The sequence below is a fragment of the Desmonostoc vinosum genome (genome assembly GCF_059505385.1).
In genome coordinates, this window is the sequence record NZ_JCACKM010000131.1 from 1 (window position 1) to 20,026 (window position 20,026).

Sequence of the window (20,026 nt, forward strand, 5' to 3'; positions counted from 1 at the left end):
TGCTTGCTTAAGCGGATGGAATCCTTGTAAATGACAGGTTTTCTGTTTATTTCTTAACAAAACTTTACAACGTGTCCCATTTTGCACGTATCTCGGCGGCCACCCTAGACTAGTTAACAAAACAGGTTGCTAGATATGTGCTGATAGACGTTTGAGACAATATTTCTTAACTAAAAAACATCAGTTCAGTTACCTGTTTTTAAGTCTGTAATTACACATACAACAACACCTTTCACGCATCCCAAATTATGGATTTGTCCAACTTTACTACACTGCAAAACTTAGAAGCAGCCTTCGGTGGAGAATCGATGGCAAATCGCAAGTATCTTTTTTTTGCTGAAGTAGCGCGTAAACTTGGGTTTACAGATTTAGCGAAACTCTTCAAAGAAACAGCAGAACAAGAAACAGAACACGCCTTTGCACATTTTGAATTGCTACATCCAGAACTTGTAGTTAAAGATGCAAGTGCTTTAACCGAAGCACAAAAGCGAGAAATCATCTCTCAATGCTTATCTTTAGCAATTGCAGGCGAGACCTATGAATACACGACAATGTATCCTGATTTTGCTGCGGCTGCGAAACGCGATCGCGACAATCCAGCAGTGGCAGAATTTCTCAAACAAGCCAAAGAATCTACCGACCATGCCAACACATTTCGTGAAGCAGCACACCGATTTGGCTTACTCAAATTCATCGAAAACTACCACGCCGACCGCTACGCCGAAGCCTTAGAAGTATTAAATGGAGGACAAGCCGCAACCAGAAGCGCCAGCAATGATCCTCAAACTCGTAAATGGATTTGCAGACAATGCAGCATGATTTACGACCCCACCGCAGGCGATCCCGACTCTGGCATTGCACCCGGCACACCATTTGAGACAATTCCCGAAGATTGGCAATGTCCCATCTGTGGCGCTAGCAAAAAGACCTTTAAACCCCTTGAAGAAAAAGCCGCAGCCTAGAAAGCTAATTTATATAGTTCGTAGTAAGCACTGAAGTGCTTAACTCAGATCTTGCACCAGTTTTTTATCGAGAAATTGGGTTTAAAACCTCGTCGTAATTCGTAATTCGTAATGACGCTCCTACGTCGCTACCGCTGCGAAGCGCGTAATTAAGTTTTGTAATGGGGATTGAGCGCCAAGTCAGCAGAGGGAAACCTGCTCACTGACGGCAGTTGTTCATGGGGGAAACCACGTCACTTGCTTCAATCTGGGAAACCCGTCCAAGGTAGTGGCTCCCCAAGATCACACTGCCTCAACTTTGTAATACCAATTCTCTAAAATTCGGCTACACATTAGACCTCTTGCAAAAGTTGGATACTCGCCAGAAAATAAATTTTCTGGCTGATAACTCAAGTCGGTTTCAACCGACTAATAACAGTATTTTTAGTCCGTTTCAACGGACTTTTGCTATTAGGCAGAGACTTGAGTCTCTGACGGTTCAAGTATTTTTGCAAGAAGTCTATTCAAACTCCGAAACCCATACTAAATAAGAGTTTCTTAATTACGAATTACGTTAGCGCAGCGGTAGCGAGTCCTCGAGCGTCATTACGAATTACGAATTGGTATAAGACAGACCCCAACACAAAACTTGCCGATTATGGAACTGGGGCACTTAAACCCACGGAACTAGTTAAAAAACTGACGACATAATCCCTTAGTAAGTAAAAGCACTGTAACTAAGTTAGCAAAAGCAACCATAAACATAATTAAAATTTCGTAGGACACAGCATCTAGAGGCTTGATCCCAGCTAATAACTGACCAGTGGTGATACCTGGAATTGCCACCATACCTATAAGTGTCATTTGATTCAAGGTAGGAATCAAACCGGCTCTAATCGCTTCTTTACGGTATTGGCTAAGGGCTTGCTGTGGAGTTGCACCTAAACTCAAGTGAGTTTCGATTTCCGTAGGAGAGGCTTTAATAGTGCTGACTAGACGTTCTCCAGCGATCGCAGCTGCATTCATCGCATTGCCGATAATTATACCAGCCAAAGGCACTACATACCTTGGTTCATACCAGCTGTCGGGTTGAATAATTAAGAAATTAGTATAAAGCAGCGTCAAAACAGTACTCACCAAAATAGCACCTGACGCCAAAGGCAATACATAAGGAATTTTTTGACTAATGCGATTTCGTGCGACAATCGCCGTAATTGTGAGCATAATTGCTAAAATCGCCAAAACTGCCCAAGCATTGTTTAAAGCAAAGATCAAATCTAAAATGTATCCTAATACGAGTAGTTGTAGGATGGTTCTGCCAGTAGCAAGGGCCAAATTTAATTCTAGTCCTACTTTTTCCCATACAGATAAACCAATGGCGATCGCCATCAATCCTACAGCAGTAGCTAAATCTACTAAATCCAACTTGATCAGATCCTGCATAGGTTATCTATTTCCTCGTGCTTTTTTCAAAGGAACTGGGGGCTAGGGATGTGGTTTGACTCCGCTCACCAACCGGGAGATGAGGGAAAAAATTTCTCCCTTGTCCCCCTTCGGGTGACGCTCGCAAGCTCGCTAACGCTGCGCTAACGCAGTCGCCTGCGGAGGGAAACCCTCCTTTACTCGCTGTCTCACCGCGTCTTCGCGTCCCATTCCCCACTCCCCCCAAGAGCGGGGCCTCGAGTTCCCCAACCCCTTGTATCTTCCGATAAAATGAGAACTCATGATCCAAAGTGTAAATCCTGTTCCTGCCTTTGATATCAAGCAGCAGTACACCACAATTGAAGCAGAAGTGAGTGCAGCTGTGCTGGAAGTTCTAGCTTCCGGTCGTTATATCGGTGGCCCGATGGTCGAAGGTTTTGAGCAACAGTTTGCCGCCTATAATGGCGTAACTGAATGTATAGCTTGTAACTCTGGTACGGATGCGCTCTACTTAGCGCTACGAGCCTTGGAAATTGGTGCAGGCGATGAGGTGATTACCACGCCTTTCACTTTTATTGCCACATCTGAAGTTATTAGTGCTGTAGGTGCAAAGCCAGTTTTTGTTGATATTGACGCGATGACGTTTAATCTAGATTTGGAGCAAACAGCAGCGGCAATTACACCCAAAACTAAAGCAATTATCCCAGTTCACTTGTTTGGTCAACCTGTGGATATGACAGCACTGATGGCGATCGCTCAGTCTTATAATTTGTCAGTAATCGAAGATTGCGCTCAATCTACAGGAGCAAGTTGGGATAATCAAAAAGTCGGCAGCATTGGCCATATTGGTTGCTTCAGTTTCTACCCAACTAAAAATCTCGGTGGTTGCGGTGATGGTGGGGCAATCACAACTAATGACCAAGCGATCGCTACTAAGCTACGAATCCTACGTGATCATGGAAGTAAAATTAGATATATTCACGAGGAAATAGGTGTAAATAGCCGCTTGGATGCTCTACAAGCGGCTATTTTGCAAATTAAGCTACGTTATCTAGATATTTGGAATGAGCGCCGCCGAGCGATCGCCACTTATTATTACCAGTTCCTTAGCCAAATTCCTGTACTCACCCCACCCCAAGAATTACCCGGAGGTACTGGAGTTTGGAATCAATACACTATTCGCGCATCAGGTGAAGAACGAAATGGTTCTAGTGCCAAATATCGTGATTGGGTAAGAACTCAATTACAAGAACGGGGCGTGAGTTCAATGGTTTACTATCCCAAGCCATTACATTTACAGCCAGTTTACCAAAACCTGGGCTATCAACCGGGAGATTTGCCAGTAGCAGAGCAAACTTGCCATGAAGTCATATCTTTGCCCATGTTTCCCGAACTCACAGAAGAGCAGTTAAATAAGGTGGTTTATGCACTGAAGGATTGTTTGGGATGAGGGAATTGGGGAAGAGGACACGGGGACGCGGAGACGCGGGGACGCGGGGAGATGGGGACGCGGGGACGCGGGGAGGTGGGGACGCAGGGAGGTGGGGACGCGGGGAGGTGGAGACCGGGGACGCGGGGACGCGGGGAATGTAAATGAAAGTTTCTCCGCGTCTCCGTGTCTCCCTCTCTCCGCGTCTTCTCCTTCTCCGTGTCTTCTGAAGCTTACCAACTAGGCGATCGCCCAAGCAGTACCCAAAGCTTCTACTAAGCCACGCACAGCAGCGATCATCGCTACTTCGCTATTGAGTTGATTGATGGCAGAACCGACACCAACACCAGCAGCACCGGCGGCGATCGCTAATGGTGCTGTAACGCTAGAAATACCTGAAGCACACAATACTGGTACTGATATTACGCGGGAAATCTCGTAAGCTGCTGCCAAAGTGGGAGCAGCTTTTTCAATTAAACCCAGAGTTCCGGGGTTCACTGGGTTACTGCTAGTACCACCTTCTGTTTGGATCATGTCCGCTCCAGCTTTTACCAATTCCTCGGCTAGCTGTACCTGTTGATCTAATTTCAGGATGTGAGGAACGGTAACAGATAAGGTGATTTCCGGTAGGAGAGCGCGGGTTTGGTGAGTTAGCGCCAACACCTCAAGAGCCTCAAAGCGGCGTCCTTGAGCATAAAAAGAATCGAAATTACCAATTTCAATCAAATCAGCACCAGCAGCTACAGCCTGGACAAATTTTTCTGGTTCTACTGTTGATACACAAATAGGTAAATTTGTCAAACTCTTAGCAAGTTGAACTAAGGCAGGATCGGCGGCGATATCGACAAAAGTAGCACCGCCAAGCTCGGCAGCGTTGATAGTAGCGGCGACGTTATGAGCGTCGAAGTTATTCAAGCCGCTGATCACCTTAAGGACACGGCGGTTAGTAAATGCACGTTGGAGAGTAGGATGCATTGTCATGGTTTGTTTTTTGCAGCTATGAAAGTAGGAATATTTTTACACTACCAGGCGTTTGCGGCTAGGGGGTGAGATTAATTCGTAATTCAAAATTTTAGCTGAAACAGACATACTCCCCGCGCGGGAGTATGTCACACATTGCGACACCTTAATCTCACAATGCTTGATTTGCTACCATGATGGTCAACTGTTAAAGCCACGCCGCGTTTAGGCGTAGGCTAACGCACCGTATTTGAGTGGTTAACGGTGATTCAGATCCCCCATCACTTAAATATTGACGAATATTTACTAAATATAGAATCGCACAATATAAAATTGTACAGGAAACTTAAAGTAAAAACCAAGGGAAAATTGTATGCAATTATCACCTCAAGAGAAAGATAAATTGCTAGTTTTTACAGCAGCATTGTTAGCAGAAAGACGCAGAGAAAAGGGATTAAAGCTGAATTATCCTGAAGCAGTTGCCTATATTTCTGCCGCTATTTTAGAAGGTGCAAGAGAAGGTAAAACTGTAGAAGAATTAATGAGTTACGGCACGAATATTTTAGGCAAAGATGATGTGATGGAAGGCATACCCGAAATGATTCATGAAGTGCAAATAGAAGCTACTTTTCCTGATGGAACAAAATTAGTTACTGTACATCAACCAATTCGTAGAGCAATTGTTCCCTTAGCAAGCTCTTAACGAAGGCAGGAGGCAGGAAACTGTTTTTGTCACGGAAATTTATACTCAGATCCAAAAACTTTTTGCCTGAAAAAACGTTAGCGTAGCGGGACGAAGTCCGGTTTTAGACCAGATTGTTTCGATAACTTTTATAATTGAGGATGCTCATGATTCCAGGAGAAATAATTACTAAAGATGGGGATATCGAAATTAACGCAGGGCGAGATATCATCACAGTTTTAGTAAAAAATACAGGCGATCGCCCAATTCAAGTAGGGTCTCATTTTCACTTTTATGAAGTCAATTCTGCTTTGAAGTTTGCGGAAGTTATCTATATAGATCAAGTCAGAGAAATTATTCCTTTTGAACGGTTTAGTCCAGAAGATAAAACTAGAGGAATGCGTTTAAATATTCCAGCAGGAACAGCTGTGAGATTTGAACCAATAGACGAAGATGCTAAGGAAGTTGAATTAGTTCCTTTCGCAGGTAATCGTGAGATTTATGGTTTTAATGGACTAATTAATGGGGCTTTAACTAATTCGTAATTATAGGCGAAACGTCGGGTGTTGGATATTTTTTATCAAGATGCGATTAATTGCGTTTATTTTTAGTCAAAAATCAGGAGATTGGCGTGTCAAAATCGGTAGCAAGGTTGGGGGTAGGAGGCCCTGTTGGTAGTGGGAAAACGGCTCTTTTAGAGTGTGTTGTTCCTATGTTGATGACAAGAGGCATTGAAGTAGCAGTTGTCACCAATGATTTATTAACTACTGAAGATGCAGATCGTCTCAAAAGTCGGGGATTTCTGCTTCCTGAACGCATCATTGGCGTAGAAACGGGTAGCTGTCCCCATACGGCTATTCGAGAAGATCCATCGATGAATTTGTTGGCGGTAAAGGATTTGGAGTTGCTTTACCCGCAATTAGATATCATTTTCGTTGAAAGTGGGGGTGATAATCTGGCTTCCACCTTTAGCTATGATTTGGTAGACTCTTATATCTTTGTCATCGATGTAGGAGCAGGAGATGATATTCCTCGCAAAAAAGGCCCAGGTTTTGCTCAAGCCGATTTAGTAGTCATCAATAAAATTGATATTGCTCCCTATGTGGGTGCTGATTTAGATTTAATTCGTCAACAAGCTCCTTTATACCGACGAGGAAAACCCATTGCTTACACTAATTGCAAAACGGGAGAAGGGTTAGATCAAGTCGTCAACTTTATTCTGGAGACTGTTCTATTTCATAATTCTACTGTAATCAGAGATTGAGAATGGGGAACTTGTGCTGAGCGAAGTCGTACCCTGCGGGATCTTGCGACAGGAGAAGTATGGGGAATGGGGAGGTGAGAAATTCCTAAACGTACAAAAAATTTAGAGTTAAGGCTGGAGTGCGATCGCCAAGGATATACAATTGTTAGTTATCAATACACTGCTTATCCTTTGGGCATCTCTCGCACTTTTCGCTCTGATATTAATAATCCTCGTCATGCTTATCTATATATTACCAGTAGCTCACCTGGGTTACTGGCAAATGATCAATTGCATATCTCCTTGCAACTTGCTGCAAATACTCATCTTTACCTAAGAGATCAATCTGCAACAAAAGTTCATCCTATGCCGATTGCAGATACAAAAGCGATCGCGTATTATGACATCGAAATTGGTGAAGGAGCAACTTTAGAGTTTGTTCCTGAACCGATTATCCTTTTTAAGGATGCCATTTTAGAACAAACAATTTTTCTTAAATGTCATCCCCAAGCAAAACTTTTTTGGAGTGAAATTATTGTACCTGGGAGATTGGCTAGAGGAGAATTTTACGACTTTCAACACTACTTTAGTCGCTTGCAAGTCACTTCACTTGCAGGAGATTTATGGTTTACCGATGCTATGCGTTTAGCAGGCAACCTCAACCCTTTTAAACATAGTAATCTTTTTGCTCCTTCCCCTATCCTTGGCAATTTGATAGTGATCCAACCCCAACTAAATTTACAATTACTGAGTCAAAACCTAGAAAATATAGAAGCAGCCAACTGTCCTGGCGTCATGGTAGCAAGTTCACTCTTACCCCAAGCTAAAGGTCTATTGATTAGAACTATAGCGAATGGTACTCACGGACTCAAAAACTATCTACAATACGCCTTAAATTGCGTGCGGAGTCATCAAAATGATTGAACTAGCAGAAACTTACCTCGGTAATATTACAGAGAATGCTAGCCTATCCGAACGGATAGAAGAGTGCTTAGAAGTTTATTTAAGTCCAACGGATAGCCGTAAAGGACGAATTCACACCCGCGCTACTTCCGGTACAGATGTGGGAATTGTCAAAAGTCGAGATTGGTCACTGCAAGAAGGTGATATCTTTGTCACCCAAGAGGGAAAGTTACTACTGATTCACCTACAAGAGTATCAGGTAATGGTACTAAGTTTTACCGAACCTGTAAGTAACCGCGTCATTGACTTAATCCATTTAGGTCACGTTTTAGGTAATCATCACTGGCCGATTATCGTTCACGACGGCAAAATCTACGTAGAGTTAGTTATAGATGCAGAAGTTATAGAAGCAACAATTCGCAACTTTGCTATTCCTGACTTACAAATAGATTATGAATGGCGATCGCCCAAAGAACAACTTAACTTTTCGCAACACGCACACAAGGATTAATTCGTAATTCGTAATGACGCTCGAGGACTCGCTAACGCTACGCTAACGTAATTCGTAATGACGCTCCTTCCGCTCGTACCTCGCTCTAAGCGAAGCTATGCCGTAGGCTTTACTTCCCTATTCTCAATTCTCCAGTCCCCAAACAGATGAGTCAATCTTTTGTTGCTCAACAACTGGCTTTAATGCAGTTGTCTGATTCTTTTTTTCCTTCTGGTTCTTTTACGCTTTCTCATGGGTTAGAAGCTTTAGTGCAAGAAAATCAGCTGCTTTCGGCACAGGAGTTGCAAGTTTTTTTGCAATTGCTATTGCTGAATAAGGTAGGGCCGACGGATATTGTAGCCTTAATCCATGCTTACCGAGGAAGTGCGATCGCGGATATGGCAGCTGTGCAACAAGCAGACACCCAACTATTTGCTCAAACCTTAGTAGAAAAAACTCGTGAAACAGCACGTAAAAGTGGACGTGCTTTATTGATGGTTGCGAGTTCGACTTGGCAAGACTCGCAATTAGAAATCCTGAATCGATATGCTATTAAAGGAGAAATTCACTGCTTACATCCAGTAATCTTTGCAGTCGTTGGTAGAGTTGCAGGATTAAGCCAACAGGATACAGTCTTAGCATTTTTGCATAGCTTGATTACCGGCTTATTAGGTGCTGCCATTCGCTTGAGTATTCTAGGACACCTCCAAGCCCAACAAGTTTTACTCCAGTTAGCACCAGATATAGAAGCAACTTACGAAATTGGTGTATCTTTGCGCTTAGATCAAATGTGGTCTTGTACACCAGCGATCGATATTGCCCAAATGCGGCATCAAAAGTTAGTTCATAGATTATTTGCAAGCTAGTTAGGGGGATGCACTTCGACTTCGCTCAGTGACTGGGAGATGAGGGAACGCGGAGAATAATCAATAACAAATGACAAATGACAATTCCCCATTCCTAATACTTCGACTTCGCTCAGTACAAGTTCCCCATTTCCAATTCCCCACTCCCTACTCCCCACTCCCTACTCCCTAATTCCTTAAGGAGAAACCATGAGTTATCGGATCAATCGACGAGACTATGCCGCAATGTTCGGCCCGACGGTGGGCGATCGCGTCCGCCTTGCTGATACTGAGTTGTTTATTGAAGTAGAGGAAGACCGTACTATTTACGGTGAGGAGGTAAAATTTGGTGGTGGTAAGGTCATCCGCGATGGGATGGGGCAATCCCCTTTTATCAATGGTGAAGGCCAAGATGGTGCTGTCGATACAGTGATTACTAATGCCTTGATTCTCGACTGGTGGGGCATTGTGAAAGCTGATATCGGGATTAAAAACGGGAAAATCTACAAAATTGGCAAAGCTGGCAATCCTAATACTCAAGATCACGTTGATATTATTATCGGGCCGGGCACAGAGGCGATCGCTGCGGAGGGGAGAATTGTAACGGCGGGTGCGATCGATACCCACGTTCACTTTATTTGTCCCCAGCAAATTGAAACTGCCCTAGCTGCGGGGATCACAACCATGATTGGCGGTGGTACAGGGCCAGCCGCTGGGACTACTGCTACAACTTGCACCCCCGGCCCTTGGTATATTCACCGCATGTTACAAGCTGCTGATGCTTTTCCTATTAACTTGGGTTTCTTGGGCAAAGGCAATACCAGTGTGCGGGATGGCTTAGTACAACAAGTGGCTGCTGGTGCAATCGGTTTAAAACTACATGAAGATTGGGGAACTACTCCTGCGGCTATTGATACTTGTCTCGGTGTTGCAGATGAAGAAGATGTGCAAGTTGCTATCCATACTGACACCCTCAACGAAGCGGGATTTGTTGAAGATACTATCAGGGCTTTTAAACAACGTGTGATTCATACCTTCCATACCGAAGGCGCAGGTGGTGGTCATGCACCAGATATTCTCAAAGTCTGTAGTGAACCTTATGTTTTACCTGGTTCTACAAATCCCACTCGTCCCTACACCATCAACACCCTAGCCGAACACCGAGATATGTTAATGGTGTGCCATCACCTCGACCCCAACATTGAGGAAGATGTCAAATTTGCCGATTCTAGAATTCGCCCACAAACGATCGCAGCTGAAGATATTCTGCATGATCTGGGTGTGATTAGCATCATGTCTTCCGATTCTCAGGCGATGGGAAGAATTGGGGAAGTGATTGTGCGGACTTGGCAAACTGCCCACAAAATGAAAGTCCAGAGAGGAGGTATTTCTGTTGCTGGGGAAAACCACGATAATTATAGAGCTAAACGCTATGTTGCAAAATATACTATTAATCCGGCGCTAGCTCATGGGATTTCTCATCTTGTTGGTTCTATTGAAGAAGGGAAATTCGCTGACTTGTGTCTGTGGAAACCTGCCTTTTTTGGCGTCAAACCAGAAATGGTGATTAAAGGAGGTATGATTGTTTGGGCACAAATGGGCGACCCCAACGCCAGTATTCCTACACCTGAACCTGTGCATATGCGCCCAATGTTTGGTGCTTTTGGGGGTGCGATCAAGGCGACTTCAATTACTTTTGTTTCCCAAAAAGCTTTAGATTTAGGTGTACCTGAACAGCTTGGTTTAACTAGTCGCATCGAAGCAGTTTCTCATACACGAGATGTCATGAAAAAGGATTTGAAGCATAACGATGCTACCCCACATATTGAAGTCAATCCAGAAACTTATGAGGTGAGATCTGATGGTGAATTGTTAACTTGTGAACCTGCTTCTTATTTACCTATGGCTCAACGTTATTTCTTATTTTAGAAGTTCTTTGCTTTAAAAATAGGGAACAGGAAATTATCAAAAGTTTTGATCAAAACAATCAGGTCTAAAACCGGACTTCGTCCAAAGTTTTTGGAGCGGGGTATAAATCCCCGTTACAAAAACGACCTGCGACCTGCGTTAAAGGTTTGTATTAAGACGATTGCCTTTATCGACTGACTTGCCAAATCTTGATGGTAGCGTCATCGCTGCTACTGACGAGGGTTTTGCTATCTGGGCTAATGGCTACGGATGTCACGGTTTTGGTGTGCCCTGTCAATGTGAGAATTTCTTCTCCGGTGGCAATGTTCCATAGTTTGATGGTGCGATCGCGGCCACCGCTAACTAGGGTTTGACCATCTGGGCTGAAGGCAAGGGATGTGATGGTGTTGGCATGACCTGTGAGTGTGCGAATTTCATCTCCGGTGGCAATATTCCATAATTTGATGGTGCGATCGCGGCTACCACTGGCAAGGATGCTACCATCTGGGCTAATGGCTACGGATGTGACTGTTTGGGCGTTGCCTTTGAGTGTGTGAATGAGGCGTCCTTTGCTGAGATTCCACAGTTTGATTGTTTTGTCAAAACCACCACTGGCAAGGGTGTTACCATCGGGACTAATAGCTACTGACCTGACCCAAAATGTATGTCCTGCTAATGTGCGAATTTTTTGTCCTGTGGTCAAATTCCAGACTTTGATAGTGTTATCATCACTGCCATCAATTAGGGTTTGACCATCTGGGCTGATGGCTAGGGCATGAACCGAGTCGGTATGTCCATATAAGGTACGAATTTGCTCTTTTTTAGCGAGATTCCAAATTTTGATGGTGCTGTCATCACTACCACTAACTAGGGTTTTACCATCTAAGCTGATGGCTACGACATTCACTCGTTGAGAATGTCCGTTGAGGGCGAAAATTTCTTTTCCTGTGGCCAGATTCCAGAGTTTGATGGTGCGATCGCCACTACTAGCTATTGTCTTACTATCGGGGCTGATGGCAATTGATAAAACCGATTCGTCGTGGGCTTTAATGGTATTAGCTAAAGTAATATCTCCTAAAGCAATTTTGGGAGATTGACCCAGAACGGCTTCGCTGTTAGCTGAATTCTTTTTCTCTTGATTGAGAGTAGAAGCAAGACTAGTTTGCAAACGGCGAATTTGTTTATACCAAGATTCATCAAATCCTAACAATAAGATGACAGCACTGGCTAAGATCAAAAGTCTGAGTATGGTGTATTTTCTGCGTGAAGATTTTGGCTGCTTTGGTGTTTTGATTGTTGGCTTGGTAGCTGGTGGCAGTATCAGTGGTTGTTTTCGCGTCAAGTCTTTGATGACTTCATCAGCAGATTGGTAACGCTGTTGGATGTCTGTTGCTAACAGTTTACTGATAACTTGAGCCAATTCAGCGTTCAGTGGTTTGCGTAAATATTCTTGCCAATTGGAGACCCAAGCATACCCTTGTTCCGTCCACAATTGAAAGGGAGAAATTCCTGTTAGCAGGTGAAAACAGGTGGCCCCTAAACCAAATAAGTCGCTAGCTGGGTAGGCTTTACCATCCCTAATTTGTTCAATTGGTGAATACCCATGGGAACCAATTGATGTGCCAGTTTTATTTTGCACTCTGGCTGTTAACTGTTTGGCAGAACCAAAATCAATTAAGTTTAATTTGTCATCACTTTTACGCCGGATAATATTTTCTGGTTTAATGTCGCGATGAATCACTCCGCGATCGTGAATGAACTTGAGAACAGATAGTAAATCTAACAAAATGGCTTGAATATCTTTAGCGCTATAACTTTTTCGCTGCTGTAACTCCTTTAACAAATTTTCGCCATTGACAAATTGCTGCACTAAATATAAGCAGTTGTCTTGCTCAAAATAAGCCATCAAAGTAGGAATTTGAGCATGTTCTCCGAGTTCTTGCAGTCGCTGCGCTTCCTCACCAAATAACTCCATCGCTTTTTTTTGCGACCAAGTTCCTTGGAATTTCGGAGCTAATTGCTTAATAACGCAGCGTTCGTTTAATTTATCTGTATCTTCTGATAGATAGGTTCTGCCAAATCCCCCTTCATCTGAAAGTACTCGGATGACACGGAAGCGATTTCTCAAAAGTGGCACTAGGGGAGTACCACAATTTTGGCAAGTCTTCTTTCCATTGGGATTTAGGGGATTTGAGCAATCGGGATTTAGGCAGCAGATCATGATCTGACAGGCGCGACTGCATAAAAATTTGTGTTAAGCTTGCCCCGAATTTTCCCTTAAAAGAATTGACTCTCGAACACTTGGTAGAAAACCCTGCTTTGGGATTGGGGAATTACTTATTAAATGGTAGTCAGTTTTCCTCAAAATTGGAAAACCGCGAGAGCCATAAAAATAATTATTTTCTCGATTATATAATAAGCTAAATCGAAAAACTGTTTAAATTGCTAGATTTGGTATTTTTGCTTGTATAACGATAAATAGTCTAGTCTTAAGTATTTAACCAATTTATTGTTATTTAAGCATCTTGAACTCCTAATTACTGTTAAAATCCTTACTGAATTTATTTTTAAGATGAAAAATTGCTGATATTGATTGTGTTTATTTGATACTTGATTTTAGTAACTATTTAACTGAAAGTATGAGATTTTTTAGCATTACGCTTTGCTTGCCACTCTCGAATAGCATTAGCAGTTCTTACAGTAGGTGGAACGTAAGCTTGAGAGTTTTGTTGTTGGTTAATTTGGTTATTTGTTAGTGGTTGGATTGTTAAACAGTCAGCGAAACTATGTGAGTAGTTTTTTGTACCCAAGGCGGCGATCGCCTCGTCTGCACTCTTGAAGCGATCGGCTAGAGGAACTTTCACCATTTTGCTTAAAACATCAGCGAAATCGTCACTCACGCTGACTTCTTCTCGCCAACAGATTTCACCCGTATCAGAGTCGTAGTTAAATTCTAAGGGCCCTTTACTAGTTAACAAATAAATACAAGTCATACCCAGAGCATAAATATCGCTGGCATAAACTGGACGTAAAGAAAATTGTTCTGGTGGGGCAAATCCCATAGTCCCAACAAAACTAGTGTTAGCTATGTTGTGGAGTGAATGTTCATAAGCATTGGTTAATTCGTCTCTGACTGCACCAAAATCAATTAGTACTATCCGTTGGTCGGCTTGGTCGCGCAACAAATTTTGGGGTTTGATATCCCGATGAATCACATGATGTTTATGGAGATACTGTAATACTGGTAGTAATTCTTGTAAAAACTGTTTGACTTCGGCTTCGCTTTTGGGGCCCGTGCGCCGCACTTCTCGCGCTAAAGTAGAACCCTGTATATATTCTTGAACGAGATAAAACTCTCCGTTTGCTTCAAAGTAGTCTAAAAGTAGGGGAATTTGCGAGTGACTACCGAGTTGAGCTAATGTTTTGGCTTCTTTGGCAAAGCGATCGCATGTCTTTTGCCAACTTTGAGTATTTGTGATTTTTGGAGACAGTTGTTTAATTACACATAGGGGATTCCCTGGCAGGACAACATTTTTAGCTAGAAAAGTAATACCAAAACCACCTCTACCTAAAATTTGTAGTATTTCATAGCGATCGCGAAATAACAGCCTGGAGCCACACATCTTACCAAGCTGAGTCTGCTGTAAAGTGTAGTGATGAAAATTAGTTGTATTTGTAGAAGAGTGATTCATTGTTAAATAACAGTTACTTTATTAGGTAATGGAGACTGGATAATTCTTCTAAAATTTGAGAGGCATTAGGTATAATTCCATAATCTTTCAGCTAACAACCCAATCTATTTGACAAATTAAATTAGCTAATAGTTGTTAGTTTTACTGAATAAATATTAAACAATTCAAAATTTAAACATAAATACGAGGTATTTTGTAAAAGTTTTACACTTAATTTCTAGCGGATAGTTTTTTTACTTTTATGTTTTTGATTTTAGGGCAAATATTTTTTGATGTCAGTAGCATTACAGGATCTTTGCTAAATCTTGATTAAGCCTTTTAAGCTAGAAACAATTTTTCCTAAGTGTTTAGTGCGATCGCATTTCTGTAAATATCTGGAACTTATACCAATTCTATGTAAAGCTGGATATATTTACCCCTTAGCTATCACCGTCAAAAAATTCTCCGCGTCTCCGTGTCACTGTACTACATACCGACGCGATCGCCCAAAGTTGAATTTCCTCACGGTTTTTTCTGAAAACGAACGACAGTTTGGTACACTTGCTCGGTATGATATTTAATCTGCAAGCATTTCTTTTTGATTGAACATCTACCTCATAAAAACCAGCTATGACTCAGAACTACCACGTTACCCTACTCCCTGGCGATGGCATTGGCCCCGAAATTATGGCAGTGGCGGTAGATGTGCTGAAAGTCGTAGGGAAACAATTTGATATTCAGTTTGACTTCCAAGAAGCTTTGATTGGTGGTGTAGCAATTGATGCTACGGGCGAACCTCTACCCGCTGCTACCCTAGATACATGCCGCAACAGTGACGCTGTATTACTCGCAGCTATTGGTGGTTATAAGTGGGATTCATTGCCATCACATTTACGTCCAGAAGCGGGTTTGTTGGGACTACGCGCAGGTTTGGAACTGTTTGCCAATTTGCGTCCAGCAAAAATTTTACCCCAGTTAATTGATGCTTCGACTTTGAAACGCGAAGTTGTCGAAGGCGTCGATATTATGGTGGTGCGTGAACTCACAGGTGGAATTTACTTCGGTAAACCCAAGGGAATTTTTACTACAGAAACTGGTGAGAAACGTGGTGTGAATACAATGGCTTACACCGAATCAGAAATTGAACGTATTGGACGAGTAGCGTTTGAAACAGCACGCAAACGCAAAGGTAAACTCTGTTCTGTAGATAAATCGAACGTATTAGAAGTATCTCAGTTGTGGCGCGATCGCATCACCAAACTTTCGCAAGAATATCCCGATATCGAACTGTCTCATATATATGTAGATAATGCTGCAATGCAACTGCTACGCGCACCCAAGCAGTTCGATACGATTGTCACAGGCAATTTGTTTGGTGATATCCTCTCTGATGCTGCCGCCATGCTCACCGGTAGTATTGGCATGTTACCATCTGCTAGCTTAGGCGCTAGTGGGCCTGGCGTATTTGAACCAGTTCATGGTTCTGCCCCAGATATTGCTGGACTTGATAAAGCTAACCCTCTAGCACAAGTTTTGAGTGCGGCAATGATGTTACGCTATGGTTTAAACCAACCAGCAGCAGCAGACTTAATCGAAAACGCCGTGTTGCAAGTTTTAGAACAAGGCGATCGCACAGGAGATATAATCTCTCCAGGAACGAATTTATTGGGTTGCCGCGCTATGGGCGACGCACTAATTCAAATTCTCGAAAAAAAATAATTTTTTTCATCTAAACCTGACAATTTGGCAACCTTTGCCGAAAGTATCGGATAGACTAAAGCAAATCTAGCAAGCAAATAACATCTAATAGTGTACGCTTTACGACAAGGACAAGCAAATTTCACCGCCTCAAAGAACCAGTCGCCTTTGATTGATCCCGCCGTGATCAGAGCTGCTGGAATGATCTACTACACCCACTGTGAGGTACATCCCGAAATAGCCGGACAACCTTCAGGCGTAGCAATTAATCGCGTAACTCATCGAGGCAAGGTAATTTTCACGACCAATCCAGTTCTGCTACCTCAAGAATGCTTTGTACCCTTAAATCAGATTGAATCACATATGTATTAGTCAATAGTCAATAGTCATCAGTCATTAGTCAAGAGAATTTAACTATCGACAAATAGCGAAAGATACAAGACAAATGACAAAGGACAAATGACAAATGACAAATGACAAACAATTATGTGGACATTTTGATCGTCGTCCCGGCGAGTCTGATTGTCTTAGCTTTGGGTGCATCTATTGGTAGCTTTGTCAATGTAGTTGTTTATCGGCTACCTGCTGGCTTGTCAATTCTCTGGCCGCCTTCTCGCTGCCCCCATTGCCTAAACCAACTCAAAGCTTATGATAATGTACCAGTATTTGGCTGGTTACAGTTAAGAGGGCGATGTCGTTATTGCAAAAGTAAAATTTCTGTCCGCTATCCAGTGGTAGAGATGGTGACGGGCATGTTATTTTTACTGATTTTTTTAGTATTTAAAGTCTCAATTTTAACAATAGGCTACTGGGCTTTTTGTAGCTGGTTATTAGCTTTATCGCTGATTGACCTAGATACCATGACCTTACCCAACCCACTTACTCAGTCAGGGTTGGTATTGGGAATTGTGTTTCAAATGGTGCTTGGCTGCTTGCTTTCTGGTAGTTGGATAGAAATAGTGCATCACCTCATGAGGGCGGTAGGTGGTGCTGTCTTAGGTTTGTGGTTATTTGATGCGATCGCCATCTTAGGTGCAATTGCCTTTGGCAAAGCCGCAATGGGTGCGGGTGATGCTAAATTAGCAGCGATGATGGGGGCTTGGTTAGGTTGGAGGTACTTACTCTTAGCAGGTTTTATCGCTTGTGCTGTGGGAGCATTATTTGGTGGCAGCATCATGATGTTATCGAGGCATAAACTTGGGCAAAAAATACCTTTTGGGCCTTTTCTCGCTTTAGGGGCTGTAATTACATTATTTGGTGGCGAAGCTATTTTATCTAGCTACATACGGTTATTTTTTCCCACACTTGCAGGCTAAGCTAATCGTCATTGAAATTACATCTGGGCGCTCCCTTCAGGTGACGCTACTTTAGTTATGGGTTTTTATTCAGCACTACTGAACATTGTTGAGCGATGGCCCAATCTTCCTGAGTGTGTATTACTAAAACCCGTACAGCTGAATCGGCAGTAGCAATATCCTCATCTACGGGGTGATGCTGGTTTTTTTCTGAGTCAATTTTTACTCCCAAAAATCCAAAGGCTTCACAGGCAGCTTGGCGAATTCCGGGAGATTTTTCGCCTACACCAGCCGTAAATACTAAGGCATCTAATCCCCCCAAACTGGCAAGCATTGCCCCAATGCCAGATCGTAAGCGATGTACATACATATCCCATGCTAGTTGGGCGCGGTAATTGCCTTGAGCGATCGCTTCGGTGACTTGCGGTACATCACTGGACACTCCCGAAATTCCTCGTAAACCAGAAGCTTTATTTAATACATAATCAAGTCTTTCAGCAGAGTAATGAGATTGTCGCAACAGATAAATTAGAATACCTGGGTCGAGAGAACCGCAACGACTACCCATCATTAACCCATCGAGGGGAGTAAATCCCATCGTTGTGTCAATGCTACGACCATTTTTAATCGCTGCCAATGAGCAACCGTTACCCAGATGGCATGTAATTAATTTGAGAGATGCTAAATCTCGGCCCAGGATGGTAGCGGCACGCCCAGAACAGTATTGGTGACTGATACCATGAAACCCATAGCGACGGATACCTTGCTCAACCCATTCATAGGGGCCGGGATAGATGGCGGCGGCATCAGGTAAAGTCGAGTGAAATCCGGTATCGAATACTGCCACCTGGGGAACTTCGCCTAAGCTTTGCTCAATCGCTTCTATACCTTCTAAAGCAGCTGGATTATGTGCAGGAGCTAGGTTTGATAGACTGGCGATCGCTTTTTTTACTTCCTCAGTAATGATCACACTGTTGCGGTAATTTTGTCCACCATGTACCACACGATGTCCCACAACATCAATCTCTGATAACTGACCGATTACCTTAGTAGCACCACGAGTCAGAGTGTAAAGCATATAAGCCACATGTGCTTGCCGAGAGTCGCCATAAATTTCTTCTTGCAGCGTTGCACCTGTAATCGTTTTTACTTTAATTTCCGCCACACCCCGGTCTTGAGTCCAGTTGACTTTTCCTTGCCAAAGAGGTTCGGGTGCTTCGTTTGGTAGAGTTTCATTTATTTCATATAGACAACTTTTTTGGCTACTCGATCCAGCATTCAGTATCAGTATTTTCATATTTTTACTGTGAAAGGAGTCTTATCGGCAGTTATTTTCTAGGTTAAAAGCAATCAAGCTAATTTATAAAATGAATTTGCAAAAAAATTGCTGTTTTCCAAAAAACTGCACAGATGAACAAAAAACAAAACTTCTTTAAGATATAAAATGCTAAACTAAAAGCGTGATAGCTAGTTTCTGGGCATAGCTAGAATGAATATAGAGTTGAGTCAAGTATGCCTAAACCCAAACTTCTTCAAGAAGACAGAGAATATACTTTTCGCTCCTATTTTGAAATGAGCTATGAGCCAGAGGAAATATTGTCAGAATTTGGCTATACTCTCATCCGAGCAAAATTATTGTTACCAAAAACTCAAAAAGTTCTCGACAAAATAGAAGAACTAAAAGACCGCATTGAACGCACTCTCCCTCGTGTCAGCCTAACAAGTGAAACTGCTCGTAGAGAAACTCTTGTAGCACCGATATTATTAGAAGTTGCTACATATTATTGTAATTGTCAACTCCGTATTGAATATCCACTTTCAGTAACTAAATGGCTGAAAGGAAATCTTGATTACTTATTAAGAGCAAAACAAAGCTTGTTAGTTGTAGAAGCCAAAAATGATGATATTACCAGGGGATTTACGCAACTGGCGGTAGAATTAATTGCACTATCTCAAATTGAAGAACAAACCATTTTATATGGAGCAGTCACAATTGGTGATGTCTGGCGGTTTGGAATGCTGGATGTGAAATCTCAACGCATCACTGAAGACCTGACAATCTATTCGCTACCTGATGATTTAGAAGCATTAGTGAGTGTTTTAGTAGGAATTGTTGAAAGAAATCCTGGGGAATGAAAAATTGTGAAAACTCTCTGCATTTCTGTTTCTGTGTTTGTTGAGTTTCACTTCGTTTAACCCAACCTACTAGCATGGGTGTCTAACTTGAAAATAGGAGCTAGTTAGTAGCTGGTTAGTAGGGTATTTCAGTACGAATATTTTAGCGATAAGCTCAGGGTAGCTCGAACTGACGCATCTTACATATTAGTCTTCAACTGTATAAAAGCTCTGAAATGTCAGTGAGTAACTAATGCTTTTTAACTTTTATTGAGATTAAAGTTTTTCAGCTATATTTTTCTCAAATTATAGTGTTTAATAATACTTATTAGATAAGTAGATGAACTGTAGAAACGTCAGAAACCCCATGCCTAAAGGCGGGGGCTTGAAAAAGCCTATCTGACCAGACTAAGTACTTTGTGTA

20 protein-coding genes are annotated in these 20,026 nt (G+C 42.4%); 15 read left to right on the forward strand and 5 right to left on the reverse strand.

Annotated elements, in window-relative coordinates:
* Window positions 1-248: 248 nt before the first annotated feature.
* Together AC5JMF_RS19640 and AC5JMF_RS19645 are read left to right on the forward strand one after the other, a co-directional pair.
* The gene (locus AC5JMF_RS19640) at window positions 249-962 is read left to right on the forward strand and encodes a rubrerythrin family protein (RefSeq protein WP_495797403.1); all 714 of its coding nucleotides are present in this window, start codon (window positions 249-251) and stop codon (window positions 960-962) included.
* A 341-nt stretch (window positions 963-1,303) separates the two neighbouring features.
* Window positions 1,304-1,492, forward strand: coding sequence for a hypothetical protein (locus AC5JMF_RS19645; protein ID WP_495797404.1), 189 nt, complete (start codon window positions 1,304-1,306; stop codon window positions 1,490-1,492).
* Between the two features lie 136 nt (window positions 1,493-1,628).
* On the opposite strand, the gene AC5JMF_RS19650 is transcribed toward AC5JMF_RS19645, so the two are convergent.
* Entirely contained in the window at window positions 1,629-2,384 is a 756-nt protein-coding gene (locus AC5JMF_RS19650; RefSeq protein WP_495797405.1) for an ABC transporter permease, read from the reverse strand.
* Window positions 2,385-2,664: 280 nt separating this feature from the next.
* Between AC5JMF_RS19650 and AC5JMF_RS19655 the strand changes: the two genes are divergently transcribed.
* A complete protein-coding gene (locus tag AC5JMF_RS19655) occupies window positions 2,665-3,813 on the forward strand; it encodes a DegT/DnrJ/EryC1/StrS family aminotransferase (protein WP_495797406.1) in 1,149 nt (382 codons plus the stop codon).
* 219 nt (window positions 3,814-4,032) lie between these two features.
* Here the strand turns inward: AC5JMF_RS19655 and AC5JMF_RS19660 are convergent, their stop codons facing one another.
* Complete coding sequence (locus AC5JMF_RS19660; RefSeq protein ID WP_495797407.1) at window positions 4,033-4,773, reverse strand: DUF561 domain-containing protein; 741 nt, start codon at window positions 4,771-4,773, stop codon at window positions 4,033-4,035.
* 352 nt (window positions 4,774-5,125) lie between these two features.
* On the opposite strand from AC5JMF_RS19660, the gene ureA reads away from it, so the two are divergent.
* From ureA to ureC, 7 genes are all read left to right on the forward strand, one after another.
* Complete coding sequence (gene ureA, locus AC5JMF_RS19665; RefSeq protein WP_495797408.1) at window positions 5,126-5,455, forward strand: urease subunit gamma; 330 nt, start codon at window positions 5,126-5,128, stop codon at window positions 5,453-5,455.
* A 146-nt stretch (window positions 5,456-5,601) separates the two neighbouring features.
* Complete coding sequence (locus tag AC5JMF_RS19670) at window positions 5,602-5,979, forward strand: urease subunit beta (protein ID WP_495797409.1); 378 nt, start codon at window positions 5,602-5,604, stop codon at window positions 5,977-5,979.
* Window positions 5,980-6,065: 86 nt separating this feature from the next.
* Complete coding sequence (gene ureG, locus AC5JMF_RS19675; RefSeq protein WP_495797410.1) at window positions 6,066-6,698, forward strand: urease accessory protein UreG; 633 nt, start codon at window positions 6,066-6,068, stop codon at window positions 6,696-6,698.
* Window positions 6,699-6,812: 114 nt separating this feature from the next.
* The gene (locus tag AC5JMF_RS19680) at window positions 6,813-7,601 is read left to right on the forward strand and encodes an urease accessory protein UreD (RefSeq protein ID WP_495797421.1); all 789 of its coding nucleotides are present in this window, start codon (window positions 6,813-6,815) and stop codon (window positions 7,599-7,601) included.
* Complete coding sequence (locus AC5JMF_RS19685) at window positions 7,594-8,091, forward strand: urease accessory protein UreE (protein ID WP_495797411.1); 498 nt, start codon at window positions 7,594-7,596, stop codon at window positions 8,089-8,091. The genes AC5JMF_RS19680 and AC5JMF_RS19685 overlap by 8 nt, the downstream gene beginning before the upstream one ends.
* 146 nt (window positions 8,092-8,237) lie before the next feature.
* The gene (locus AC5JMF_RS19690; RefSeq protein WP_495797412.1) at window positions 8,238-8,936 is read left to right on the forward strand and encodes an urease accessory protein UreF; all 699 of its coding nucleotides are present in this window, start codon (window positions 8,238-8,240) and stop codon (window positions 8,934-8,936) included.
* Window positions 8,937-9,125: 189 nt separating this feature from the next.
* Complete coding sequence (ureC, locus tag AC5JMF_RS19695; RefSeq protein ID WP_495797413.1) at window positions 9,126-10,844, forward strand: urease subunit alpha; 1,719 nt, start codon at window positions 9,126-9,128, stop codon at window positions 10,842-10,844.
* A gap of 166 nt (window positions 10,845-11,010) precedes the next feature.
* Here ureC and AC5JMF_RS19700 read toward each other — a convergent pair whose 3' ends face one another.
* Together AC5JMF_RS19700 and AC5JMF_RS19705 are read right to left on the reverse strand one after the other, a co-directional pair.
* Complete coding sequence (locus tag AC5JMF_RS19700; RefSeq protein ID WP_495797414.1) at window positions 11,011-13,044, reverse strand: protein kinase domain-containing protein; 2,034 nt, start codon at window positions 13,042-13,044, stop codon at window positions 11,011-11,013.
* Window positions 13,045-13,450: 406 nt separating this feature from the next.
* Entirely contained in the window at window positions 13,451-14,515 is a 1,065-nt protein-coding gene (locus tag AC5JMF_RS19705; RefSeq protein ID WP_495797415.1) for a protein kinase domain-containing protein, read from the reverse strand.
* Window positions 14,516-14,820: 305 nt separating this feature from the next.
* Here AC5JMF_RS19705 and AC5JMF_RS19710 point away from each other — a divergent pair, with 305 nt between their 5' ends.
* The 4 genes from AC5JMF_RS19710 to AC5JMF_RS19725 all read left to right on the forward strand — a co-directional run bounded on the left by AC5JMF_RS19710 (window position 14,821) and on the right by AC5JMF_RS19725 (window position 17,508).
* Window positions 14,821-15,075, forward strand: a complete 255-nt coding sequence (locus tag AC5JMF_RS19710; RefSeq protein ID WP_495797416.1) for a hypothetical protein — start codon at window positions 14,821-14,823, stop codon at window positions 15,073-15,075.
* A gap of 49 nt (window positions 15,076-15,124) precedes the next feature.
* Entirely contained in the window at window positions 15,125-16,213 is a 1,089-nt protein-coding gene (gene leuB, locus AC5JMF_RS19715) for a 3-isopropylmalate dehydrogenase (protein ID WP_495797417.1), read from the forward strand.
* A 90-nt stretch (window positions 16,214-16,303) separates the two neighbouring features.
* Window positions 16,304-16,564 carry a hypothetical protein gene (locus AC5JMF_RS19720; protein ID WP_495797418.1) on the forward strand — a complete coding sequence of 87 codons (261 nt, stop codon included), beginning with the start codon at window positions 16,304-16,306 and terminating at the stop codon, window positions 16,562-16,564.
* Window positions 16,565-16,680: 116 nt separating this feature from the next.
* Window positions 16,681-17,508, forward strand: coding sequence for a prepilin peptidase (locus AC5JMF_RS19725; RefSeq protein WP_495797422.1), 828 nt, complete (start codon window positions 16,681-16,683; stop codon window positions 17,506-17,508).
* A 55-nt stretch (window positions 17,509-17,563) separates the two neighbouring features.
* Here AC5JMF_RS19725 and AC5JMF_RS19730 read toward each other — a convergent pair whose 3' ends face one another.
* Window positions 17,564-18,784, reverse strand: coding sequence for an acetate kinase (locus AC5JMF_RS19730; RefSeq protein WP_495797419.1), 1,221 nt, complete (start codon window positions 18,782-18,784; stop codon window positions 17,564-17,566).
* 215 nt (window positions 18,785-18,999) lie between these two features.
* Between AC5JMF_RS19730 and AC5JMF_RS19735 the strand changes: the two genes are divergently transcribed.
* Window positions 19,000-19,623, forward strand: a complete 624-nt coding sequence (locus AC5JMF_RS19735; RefSeq protein WP_495797420.1) for a hypothetical protein — start codon at window positions 19,000-19,002, stop codon at window positions 19,621-19,623.
* Window positions 19,624-20,026: the final 403 nt, after the last annotated feature.

Bases quoted from the DNA above. Each gene is read 5' to 3' on its own strand.
- AC5JMF_RS19670 (WP_495797409.1), top strand. From the start codon at position 5,602: ATGATTCCAGGAGAAATAATTACTAAAGATGGGGATATCGAAATTAAC.
- leuB (WP_495797417.1), top strand. From the start codon at position 15,125: ATGACTCAGAACTACCACGTTACCCTACTCCCTGGCGATGGCATTGGC.
- AC5JMF_RS19685 (WP_495797411.1), top strand. From the start codon at position 7,594: ATGATTGAACTAGCAGAAACTTACCTCGGTAATATTACAGAGAATGCT.
- AC5JMF_RS19700 (WP_495797414.1), bottom strand. From the start codon at position 13,044: ATGATCTGCTGCCTAAATCCCGATTGCTCAAATCCCCTAAATCCCAAT.
- ureC (WP_495797413.1), top strand. From the start codon at position 9,126: ATGAGTTATCGGATCAATCGACGAGACTATGCCGCAATGTTCGGCCCG.
- AC5JMF_RS19640 (WP_495797403.1), top strand. From the start codon at position 249: ATGGATTTGTCCAACTTTACTACACTGCAAAACTTAGAAGCAGCCTTC.
- AC5JMF_RS19650 (WP_495797405.1), bottom strand. From the start codon at position 2,384: ATGCAGGATCTGATCAAGTTGGATTTAGTAGATTTAGCTACTGCTGTA.
- AC5JMF_RS19655 (WP_495797406.1), top strand. From the start codon at position 2,665: ATGATCCAAAGTGTAAATCCTGTTCCTGCCTTTGATATCAAGCAGCAG.
- AC5JMF_RS19660 (WP_495797407.1), bottom strand. From the start codon at position 4,773: ATGACAATGCATCCTACTCTCCAACGTGCATTTACTAACCGCCGTGTC.
- ureA (WP_495797408.1), top strand. From the start codon at position 5,126: ATGCAATTATCACCTCAAGAGAAAGATAAATTGCTAGTTTTTACAGCA.
- AC5JMF_RS19705 (WP_495797415.1), bottom strand. From the start codon at position 14,515: ATGAATCACTCTTCTACAAATACAACTAATTTTCATCACTACACTTTA.
- AC5JMF_RS19730 (WP_495797419.1), bottom strand. From the start codon at position 18,784: ATGAAAATACTGATACTGAATGCTGGATCGAGTAGCCAAAAAAGTTGT.
- AC5JMF_RS19690 (WP_495797412.1), top strand. From the start codon at position 8,238: ATGAGTCAATCTTTTGTTGCTCAACAACTGGCTTTAATGCAGTTGTCT.
- AC5JMF_RS19735 (WP_495797420.1), top strand. From the start codon at position 19,000: ATGCCTAAACCCAAACTTCTTCAAGAAGACAGAGAATATACTTTTCGC.